Here is a 9,217-nt window from a genome sequence, read left to right on the forward strand (position 1 = left end):
GGGCCAACACGTCGGCGGGAGGGGCCAACACGCCCGGCGGCAACGGCCCAGCCCTGCGTGGAAAATCACCCCAGCTCAACTACTTAGCTCCACTAAGCTGAACGGTTGTGACTGTCGAGGCTGGGCCCAAGGGCGGCAAACGGAAACGGTTCGGCTCCGTCGTCATCGATACCCGGCCGCTCAGGATTCCGGCCTTCCGCAGACTCTGGATCGGCACCGCGGTCACCGCGATCGGCAGCCAGCTGACCACCGTCGCGGTCCCCAAGCAGGTTTTCGACCTCACCGGCTCCTCGGGCTGGGTCGGCCTGACCGGTGCCGTCGCGCTCGTGCCGTTGCTGATCTTCGGGCTGTGGGGCGGCGCGATCGCGGACACCGTGGACAGGCGCAAGCTGCTGATCTTCGGCAACACGGGTATCGCGATCATCTCGGCGCTGCTGTGGCTGCAGGCTTGGCTGAACGTCGGCTCGGTGTGGCTGGTGCTGGTGCTGCTCGCCTGCAACCAGGCGTTCTTCGCGATCAACATGCCGACCCGCAGCGCGGTCGTCGCCCGGCTCGTGCCGCCCGAACTGCTCCCGGCGGCCACGGCGCTGAGCGGCACGATGAACCAGTTCGGCACGATCTTCGGCCCGATGGCGGCCGGTGCGCTGATGCCCGTGCTGGGGCTGCCGACCCTGTACCTGATCGACACGATCGCCCTGCTGCTGACGCTGTACACGGTGTGGCGGCTGCCGTCGATGCCCCCGCTTTCCGGGCAGGTGCGGCGCGCGGGCCTGCGCGACGTGCTCGACGGGTTCCGCTACATGGGCATGCAGAAGGTGCTGCTGGCGTCGTTCGTGGTGGACATCATCGCGATGGTCGCCGGGATGCCGCGGGCCCTGTTCCCGGAGATGGCCGAGCGCACGTTCGGCGACCCGCCCGGCGGCGGACTGGCGCTGGGCTGGCTCTACGCCGCGATCCCGATCGGGTCCGTGGTGATCGGCCTGTTCTCCGGCTGGCTCGGCCGGGTCCGCAGGCAGGGCGTGGCCGTGGTGATCTCGATCTGCTGCTGGGGCGCGGCGATCGTCGGCTTCGGCCTGTCGGCCCCGTTGTGGCTGGCCATCACGTTCCTGGTGCTGGGCGGCGCGGCCGACATGGTCAGCGCGATCTACCGCCAGTCCATCCTGCAGGCGGCCGCGACCGACGAGATGCGCGGCCGGATGCAGGGCGCGTTCACCGTCGTCGTCGCGGGCGGGCCGCGGATCGCGGACGTCACGCACGGCTGGACCGGCGCCGTCGTCGGCACCGCCGCGGCGTCCGCCGGCGGTGGCGCGCTGTGCATCGTGCTGATCGTCATCGCGGTCGCGCTGCTGCCCGCGTTCTGGCGCTACCGGGCCGCGGCCGTCGCCAAATAAGGCGTTTTCACCCACCGGGGGAAGCGCGATGCGGCAGGATGTCGGCATGGCTGATGGGATCTCCGTCGACACCGCCGACCTGGCGCGATACCACTCGCGGGCGAGCACGTTGTCCGGTGACATCGTGGGCGCGGCCAAGAGTCACCTGGCCGGGAATCTGTCCCTGCCCGGCAACCTGTTCGGCGACCTCGGCCACGAGAGCGGGCTGCACGCCGCGCTGACCGACCACCTCGACCGCATGCACACCCACGTGCACTCGGTGGCGGGCAGCGTGCACGACCTCGGCCAGTCGGTGCACACCGCGAAGGGCGACTACGAAGAGGACGAGCAGCTCTTCGGCGACCAGTTCCGCAGAATACTGGGCTGAGGGGAAAGCGCGTGGCGATCGATCTGGCACCGTACGAAGCGCCGATCAAGGAGGCGGGCCAGAAGCTCGAGGGGGACACCGGCGCGGCCGACAAGGCGCAGTCGGATCTGGATTCCCTGTCGAAGAAGCTGACCGGCTACAGCACTCAGCACAGCACCGAGGCGTCGAGCCTGCAGGGCAACTGGGTCGGCGACCGCGGGGACATGTTCGGCGTCAAGGCGAAGGAACACACCCAGGCGCTGGACGACGCGTCGAGCTGGGCCGCCAAGACGGCGCAGACCATCGGCGACGCGACCAGTCTGGTGAAGGACGCGAAGCAGCAAGTGGACGCGTTGCTGCGGGAGTTCGACGCCGACGCCCAGACGCTCGCGAACGCGGCCGCGTCGAGCACCGACCCCGGCGCGGAAATGCAGGCCCGCGCGGTGATCGCCGGGATGTCGGCGAAGTACGCCAAGGAGGCCGCGGACATCGTCAACGCGGCCAAGGGCAGGCTCACCGAGCTGATGTCCGGAATGGACTCGACGGCCCCGGCGTCGGCGCCGTCCTCCGGCCCGCTCGGGACGCGCGCCAGCGGCACCGGTGGGAGCAGCGGCGGAGGCGGGTACAGCGGCGGAGGGAACACGGGGTCGACGGGGCCCGCGATGACGTTCCCGCCGTCGGACCAGTACGGCAGCGGCACGCAGATCAAACTTCCCGGCGGGCAAACGGTTTCCGCGCCGAACGAGCGCGCCGCCATCGCCGTGCGCGCGGCGTTGTCGCGGCTCGGGCTACCATACGTGTGGGGCGGCACGGACCCGAACAAGGGCATGGACTGCAGCGGGCTGACGCAGTGGGCGTATGGGCAGGCTGGCGTGAAGGTGCCGCGCACGGCGGCCACGCAGACGGTCGGGCAGAAGGTCGACATCAACGACATCCAGCCCGGCGATCTGGTCATCTGGAGCGGGCACGTGGCGATGTACATCGGCAACGGGCAGATGGTGGAGGAGCCGCACACCGGGGACGTGTGCCACGTGGTTCCCTTGCGCACCAGCAATGCTGGCGAGCCGCTGCTCGGCGTGTTCAGGCCGTCGGCATGAGCGAGGGCCTCGGCGAAATCGTCGGCAAGGCGACGGTCGACGGCGTCACGGTGGAGGCGGGTGTCGGTGGCAGGCTGCGTTCGGTGAAGGTGACCCCGCAGGCCATGCGGTACGGCGCGTCGCAACTGTCGCGGGCGGTGCTGGATGCCGCGGCGCGCGCGACGGCGAAGGCGAACCAGCGCGCGGAGCAGGTGTACGCGCGCGTGCTCGGGCGGAACGCGGCGAAGGTGACAGCGGGCCTGGGCCTGACGTACGACCCGGCGCTGGCGGCGGATGAGGACTTCGACCGGGATTGGACGCGCGGATGACCGAGCGCCGGACGGCCGAGCGCCTGCTCGCCGATGCCGAAACCCGTTTGCAGGCAACGGAAAATCTGCCCGCGCGGCTCGCCGAGGTGCGCGGCTGGGCGTACAACGGCGAGGAGAACGTGCACGTCACCGTCGACGTGCACGGCGGGCTGAAAGACCTGCGGCTCGACGAGTCGGCGCTGCGGCTGAGCCCGGACGAGCTCGGCGCGGCGATCGTCGAGCTGTCGTACACCGCCCAACGCGCCGCGCTGGCCGAAGGAGTCGACATCCTCGGCGATGCCCTCGGCGACGCCGCAGCACTGGACATGATGCGCACCGCGGGCCTGCAACCCGACCCGGATGCCGAAGTCGTCCCGTACACCCCAGGCGTCGACCCGAACGCCCACCGCTGGCGCGTCATCGAGTAGTGCGACCACTAGGGTCGCGCGGAAGCTTCCGAAGGCCTAACCCGTGAAGCGACGCAGTTCTACCGGGTCATGGGCGCAGAACACGCTGACTTCGTTGTCCCGCACCAGTTCCCGCAGTCGTTGCTGGTTCCGGAGCCGGTCTTCGGACACGGTCTGCACGACTCGTTCGAAGAACGCGAGGCCCGGCGGGATGCGCGGGTGCACCGGGTCCAGCTCGTCGTGGAAGAAGTACGAGTCGCCGGCGTTGAGGAGCCAGCCGTCGGGGGTTTCGACCGCCACTCCGGCGTGGCCCCGGGTGTGCCCGGCGAGCGGCACCAGGAGAATCTCGGGCGGCAGGCCCTTGAGCTCGCGCACCGCGTCGAAACCGAACCAGGGCTCCCCGGTGTCCGGGTACGAACTCCATTGTGGACCGTGCGCGAACTGGATTTTGCGGTAGCGCCAGCGTTCCGCGGCTGTCTGCTGCGCTTCGAGCGAGCGTAGCTCCTCGGCGTAGACGTGCACTGTCGCGTGCGGGAAGTCGGCCAGCCCGCCGGCGTGGTCGAGGTCGAGGTGCGTGAGCACGATGTGCCGCACGTCCTCCGGCGCGAACCCGAGCCGTTTCACCTGTGCCAGCGCGGATTCTTCGAACGTCGGCCGGACGTTGGTGAGCAGCCGGAATCGCGCGCCGAGCCATTCGCCCGGCCGCGCGGCGGCCTGCGTGCCGACGCCGGTCTCGATCAGCACCAGCTCGTCACCGGCCTCGACGAGCAGGCAGTGGCAGACCAGCTCGGAGCCGCGGAGGTAGCCGGGCCTGCCGTCGACGAGCTTGCCGCCGAACGGGCGCATGGTGCCCGCGTTGAAGTGGTGGACGCGCATCAGGTCTCCTTCGCATAAGTTTCGCGGAGATGCGCGCCGACGGCGTACATCGGCGCGAGGTCGCGGTTGAGCTTCGCCAGCATCAGCGCGCCTTCGATCGAACTGAGCGCGACGACGGCCAGTGCCTCCGCGCGTTCGGGCTCGATTCCTTGGCGCGCCAGGTAATCCGCGATCGTCCGGTGCCACGCGCCATACGAGCCCGCGCACGCCGAACGGATCGCTTCGCTCTCGGCCGCGGCGTCGAGCGCGACCGTGGCGATCGGGCAGCCGCGCTGGAAGTCCGATTCCGCCAGGGTTTTCGCCAGCAGCTCGACGACGGTGGCGATCGCGTCCGCGGGGTCGGCGGCCGCTTCGAGCAACTGGCGTAAAACGCCCCCCAGCCGTTCGCCGGAGACTTCCAGTGCCTCGGCCGCGAGCTGCTCCTTGCCGCCGGGGAAGTGGAAGTACAGCGAACCCTTGGGCGCGCCACCTGCGGCGACCAGCTGGTTCAGCCCGGTCGCGTGGTAGCCCTGGGTGTGGAAGAGGTCGGCGGCGGAGTCGAGCATGCGCTGCCGGGTTTCGGTTCCGCGAGGCATGGTCCGACCGTAGCGCAAAATATGACGACCGGTCTAGTTAGAGTTTTGTGGCATAGTTGCTCCATGACGCGACCCGGATACGTGCTGTTACGCGGTAGTGACCGTGCCGAGCTGGCGGACGCGGAGGTGCTCCGCCCGGTCGCGACCGACGAGCGGATCGCCGCCACCGCCGTCCTGCGGCGCCGGGCGGACCTGCCTGCCGAGCTGGTGTATGGGCCGGAAACCCTTACCGCGCAAGCGCTTGGCGAGCGGCACGGGGCGGACCCGGCGGACGTCGACCTCCTTCGTGAGACGTTGACGGCGGCCGGTCTCGAGGTGCTGGACGCGCATCCCGGTTCGCGGCGGGTCACGTTCGCCGGGCCGGCTTCGGCGATGGCCGACGTCTTCGGCGTCGAGCTGAACCTCGTCCGCGGAGACCGCCGGATCCGCACCGGCGCGCTGCAGCTGCCGGAGGCGCTCGACGGTGTGGTGCTCGCCGTGCTCGGGCTCGACGACAGGCCGCAGGCGAAGCCGCACTTCCAGGCGGTCGAGGATGCCAAGAAGTCTTACCGCCCAACGGATCTCGCGCAGGTGTACAAGTTCCCCGCCGAGACCGACGGCACCGGGCAGACGATCGCGATCCTCGAACTCGGCGGCGGATTCCGGCCCGAGGAACTCGACACGTACTTCCAGAGCCTCGGTCTGCAGACGCCCGAGGTCACGGCCGTGAGCGTCGACGGCGGGCTCAACTCGCCGTCCGGCGACCCGAACTCCGCGGACGGCGAAGTGCTGCTGGACATCGAGGTCGCCGGTGCGCTCGCGCCGAAAGCCCGCCAGGTCGTGTACTTCGCGCCCAACACCGACCAGGGTTTCCTCGACGCGCTCAGCACGGCGGTGCACGCGGACCCGGCGCCCGCCGCCGTGAGCATCAGCTGGGGCGCGCCCGAGGATCAGTGGACGGAGCAGGCGCGCACGGCTTTCGACGCGGCGCTCGCCGACGCGGCCGCGCTCGGCGTCACGGTCACCGTGGCTTCGGGTGACAACGGCAGCAGTGACGCGGAGAACGACGGCAAGCCGCACGCCGATTTCCCGGCCAGTAGCCCGCATGCGCTCGCCTGTGGCGGCACCACGTTGACGGACAGCAGCGAAGTGGTGTGGAACAACGGAAGCAGCGGCGGCGCCACCGGCGGCGGGGTCAGCGCCTACTTCGAGCTGCCGGATTTCCAACGGGATGCCGGAGTTCCGCAGCGCGCCGACGGGAAGACCGGGCGCGGTGTCCCCGATGTGGCGGCCGACGCGGATCCCGCCACCGGGTACCAGATCCTCGTCGATGGGCAGTCCCTGGTGTTCGGCGGGACCAGTGCCGTGGCGCCGCTGTGGGCCGCGCTCCTCGCGCGGTTCGCGCAGGCGCTGGGGAAGCCGCTCGGCCTGGTCCAGACCACGCTGTACGGGGAGGCGAAGGCGGCGTTCAAGGACATCACGTCGGGCGATAACGGTGCATACCAGGCGAAGGCGGGCTGGGACCCGTGCACCGGCCTCGGCGCGCCGGACGGGGAAGCGCTGCTGGCCGCCTTGCGCGGGCAGTAAGTTCGGAGGCATGGCCAACCCCACTGGACAGCAGTTCGAGATCGTTCGCGGCAACGCCCGCGCCGTGGTCACCGAGATCGGCGCGGGGCTGCGCGCCTTCGAGGTCAGCGGTGTCCCCTATGTGGAGACGTTCCCGGAGGACGCGAAGCCGCCGAAGGGCGCCGGTCAGGTGTTGCTCCCGTGGCCGAACCGGACGAAGGCCGCGCAGTGGACGTATCACGGTGAGCTGCAGCAGTTGGAGGTCACCGAGGAGGCGCGGGGCAACGCGATCCACGGCCTGACCCGGCACAGCGAGTGGACGCTCGTCGAGCACGCCGAATCCTCGATCACCTTCGAGATCGAGGTGGCGGAGCAGCCTGGCTGGCCGGTGCCGCTGCACGCCCGCATCACCTACGAGGTGGCTCCGCGCGAGCTGATCGTCACGCACGAGCTGCGCAACGAAGGCGAGTCCGAGATCGGGGTCGGCGTGGGCACGCACCCGTACTTCCGGCTCGGCGACGTCCCGACCGACGAGCTGACGCTGACCCTCTCGGCCACCCGCGTGCGGCCGTACGTCGCCGGCGAGCAGCTGCCCTACGGCGAAGAGCAGGACGTCGAGGGTACGGAGTACGACTTCCGCTCGGGCACGGTGCTCGCGAAGGTCGACCTGGACACGGCTTTCGGCGGGCTCGCGCTCGGCGAGGACGGGCAGCACCACCACGTGCTCTCCCACGGCGACAAGCGGCTCGACGTCTGGACGGGCCCGGATTTCCGCTGGGTACAGGTGTTCACGCCGGAGGATCTGGTCGGCCGCGGCCGGGCGGTGGCGATCGAGCCGATGACCTGCCCGGCGGACGCGCTGAACTCGGGCACGGACCTGATCAACCTGGAGCCGGGCACGTCCTGGACCGGTTCGTGGGGGATCAGGCTGCATGGCTGACCCGTTGAGACTGGGCGAGGCCGACGCGGGTGAGCTGCTCACGCTGCAGCGCGCCGCGTATGTCACGGAGGCGCAGGCCCACGACGATCCGGGCCTGCCGCCGCTGACGGAGTCGCTCGGGGAGCTGGTCGAGGTTTTGCGCGACCGGGCTTGTTTTGCTTGGGGCACAAGGGAAAACGGCCGCCTGATCGCCGCGGTTCGGATCCTCGTACGCGGCGAGTCCGCCGAGGTCGGGCGGCTCGTGGTGGCGCCGGACCAGCAGCGTCGTGGCCTCGGCCGCGGGCTGCTGCTCGCCGCCGAAGCGCGGCTGCCGGTGACGGTGAAGAAGCTGACGTTGTTCACCGGCGAACACAGCACGGGCCCGTTGCGGCTGTACCCGGCGGTGGGTTACCGGGAAACGCACCGCACCCCTGAGCAGGGTTATCACCTGGTGCATTTCGAAAAGACACGCGCCCGGTGAAGGGGTCCCTCACTGCACACTCGGGGCGTTCGTTCGTTAGCGTGTCGAATCATGGTGAGCGCGATTGTGGGTGGGTACGTCGTCCCGGTCGACGGGGAGCCGATCGACGGGGGCACGGTCCTGATCGAGGACGGGAAGATCGTCGCGGTCGGCACTGACGCCGATGTCGACATCCCCGAGGACGCCGAGCTGGTCGATGCGGCGGGCTCGTGGGTGCTGCCGGGCTTCATCGACGCGCATGCGCACCTCGGCGTGCACGAAGAGGGCGAAGGCTGGTCCGGCGACGACACCAACGAGATGACCGATGCGAACGGCGCGAGGTTCCGCGCCATCGACGGCATCGACCCGTTCGACGTCGGCTTCGACGACGCGCTCTCCGGTGGTGTCACCAGCGTCGTGATCAAGCCCGGCTCGGGGAACCCGATCGGCGGGCAGACGGTCGGGGTGAAAACCTGGGGGCGCACCGCGCTGGACATGATCTTCGCCGAGCAGGTGAGCGTGAAAAGCGCCCTGGGCGAAAACCCGAAGCGGGTCTATGGGGAAAAGGGGCAGACCCCGTCCACCCGCCTCGGCACGGCTGCCGTCATCCGGGAAGCCTTCACCAAGGCCAGGAATTACGTCGCCCAGCGCGACCACGCCCGCGGCGAGGGCACGCCCTTCGACGTCGACCTGACGATGGAGACCCTCGCGAAGGTGCTCGACGGGACCCTCTACTGGGACCAGCACACCCACCGCGCGGACGACATCGTGACCGCCATCCGGCTGGCCGAGGAGTTCGGCTACAAACTCGTCGTCAACCACGGCACCGAAGGCCACCTGATCGCCGACGTGCTCGCGGAACGAGACGTGCCGGTGATCCTCGGGCCGCTCTTCACGACGCGGGCCAAGGTCGAACTACGCCACCGCACCCTCCGCTCGGCCGGCATCCTCACGCGCGCCGGGGTGAAAATCTCGATCACCACCGACCACCCCGTCGTCCCGATCAACTTCCTCGTGTATCAGGCCGCGCTGGCCGTGAAGGACGGCCTGGAGCCGGATGCCGCGCTGCGGGCCCTGACCGTGAACCCGGCGAGCATGCTCAGCCTTGACGATCGGATCGGCTCCCTCAAGCCCGGCCTCGACGCGGATGTGGTCATCTGGTCCGGCGATCCTCTGGATGTGATGAACCGGGCCCTGCGAGTTTTCGTGCGGGGCAAGGAGGTCTACACCTTCAACGAGACACTGGGCGAAGGCGTAGTGGTGGAACGCCGATACAAGGAATCGCACTAGCGAGCCCCACCCACCCCAAAAAAC

11 protein-coding genes are annotated in these 9,217 nt (G+C 69.8%); 9 read left to right on the forward strand and 2 right to left on the reverse strand.

Annotation, left to right across the window (positions count from 1 at the left end):
• Positions 1-107 precede the first annotated feature (107 nt).
• The 5 genes from FPZ12_RS44430 to FPZ12_RS44450 are packed head-to-tail and all read left to right on the forward strand — an operon-like array spanning position 108 to position 3,549.
• On the forward strand, positions 108-1,391 hold the full coding sequence (locus FPZ12_RS44430; RefSeq protein WP_166463116.1) for an MFS transporter: 1,284 nt from the start codon (positions 108-110) through the stop codon (positions 1,389-1,391).
• A 46-nt stretch (positions 1,392-1,437) separates the two neighbouring features.
• A complete protein-coding gene (locus tag FPZ12_RS44435) occupies positions 1,438-1,758 on the forward strand; it encodes a hypothetical protein (protein WP_144761279.1) in 321 nt (106 codons plus the stop codon).
• A gap of 11 nt (positions 1,759-1,769) precedes the next feature.
• Positions 1,770-2,834, forward strand: coding sequence for a C40 family peptidase (locus FPZ12_RS44440; RefSeq protein WP_243770357.1), 1,065 nt, complete (start codon positions 1,770-1,772; stop codon positions 2,832-2,834).
• On the forward strand, positions 2,831-3,142 hold the full coding sequence (locus FPZ12_RS44445; RefSeq protein WP_144761282.1) for a YbaB/EbfC family nucleoid-associated protein: 312 nt from the start codon (positions 2,831-2,833) through the stop codon (positions 3,140-3,142). The genes FPZ12_RS44440 and FPZ12_RS44445 overlap by 4 nt, the downstream gene beginning before the upstream one ends.
• The gene (locus tag FPZ12_RS44450) at positions 3,139-3,549 is read left to right on the forward strand and encodes a YbaB/EbfC family nucleoid-associated protein (RefSeq protein ID WP_144761285.1); all 411 of its coding nucleotides are present in this window, start codon (positions 3,139-3,141) and stop codon (positions 3,547-3,549) included. The genes FPZ12_RS44445 and FPZ12_RS44450 overlap by 4 nt, the downstream gene beginning before the upstream one ends.
• A gap of 36 nt (positions 3,550-3,585) precedes the next feature.
• On the opposite strand, the gene FPZ12_RS44455 is transcribed toward FPZ12_RS44450, so the two are convergent.
• Positions 3,586-4,404, reverse strand: a complete 819-nt coding sequence (locus FPZ12_RS44455; RefSeq protein ID WP_144761288.1) for an MBL fold metallo-hydrolase — start codon at positions 4,402-4,404, stop codon at positions 3,586-3,588.
• Positions 4,404-4,979 carry a TetR/AcrR family transcriptional regulator gene (locus FPZ12_RS44460; RefSeq protein WP_144761291.1) on the reverse strand — a complete coding sequence of 192 codons (576 nt, stop codon included), beginning with the start codon at positions 4,977-4,979 and terminating at the stop codon, positions 4,404-4,406. The genes FPZ12_RS44455 and FPZ12_RS44460 overlap by 1 nt, the downstream gene beginning before the upstream one ends.
• Positions 4,980-5,042: 63 nt before the next feature.
• Between FPZ12_RS44460 and FPZ12_RS44465 the strand changes: the two genes are divergently transcribed.
• From FPZ12_RS44465 to FPZ12_RS44480, 4 genes are read left to right on the forward strand one after another with little or no spacing between them, the layout of a single operon-like run.
• Positions 5,043-6,545 carry a S53 family peptidase gene (locus tag FPZ12_RS44465; RefSeq protein ID WP_144761294.1) on the forward strand — a complete coding sequence of 501 codons (1,503 nt, stop codon included), beginning with the start codon at positions 5,043-5,045 and terminating at the stop codon, positions 6,543-6,545.
• 10 nt (positions 6,546-6,555) lie between these two features.
• Positions 6,556-7,464, forward strand: coding sequence for an aldose 1-epimerase family protein (locus tag FPZ12_RS44470; RefSeq protein WP_144761297.1), 909 nt, complete (start codon positions 6,556-6,558; stop codon positions 7,462-7,464).
• On the forward strand, positions 7,457-7,924 hold the full coding sequence (locus FPZ12_RS44475) for a GNAT family N-acetyltransferase (protein ID WP_144761300.1): 468 nt from the start codon (positions 7,457-7,459) through the stop codon (positions 7,922-7,924). The genes FPZ12_RS44470 and FPZ12_RS44475 overlap by 8 nt, the downstream gene beginning before the upstream one ends.
• Before the next feature lie 51 nt (positions 7,925-7,975).
• Complete coding sequence (locus FPZ12_RS44480) at positions 7,976-9,193, forward strand: amidohydrolase (protein ID WP_144761303.1); 1,218 nt, start codon at positions 7,976-7,978, stop codon at positions 9,191-9,193.
• Positions 9,194-9,217: the final 24 nt, after the last annotated feature.

It is taken from the genome of Amycolatopsis acidicola (genome assembly GCF_007713735.2).
Taxonomy (GTDB): Bacteria; Actinomycetota; Actinomycetes; order Mycobacteriales; family Pseudonocardiaceae; genus Amycolatopsis_E; species Amycolatopsis_E acidicola.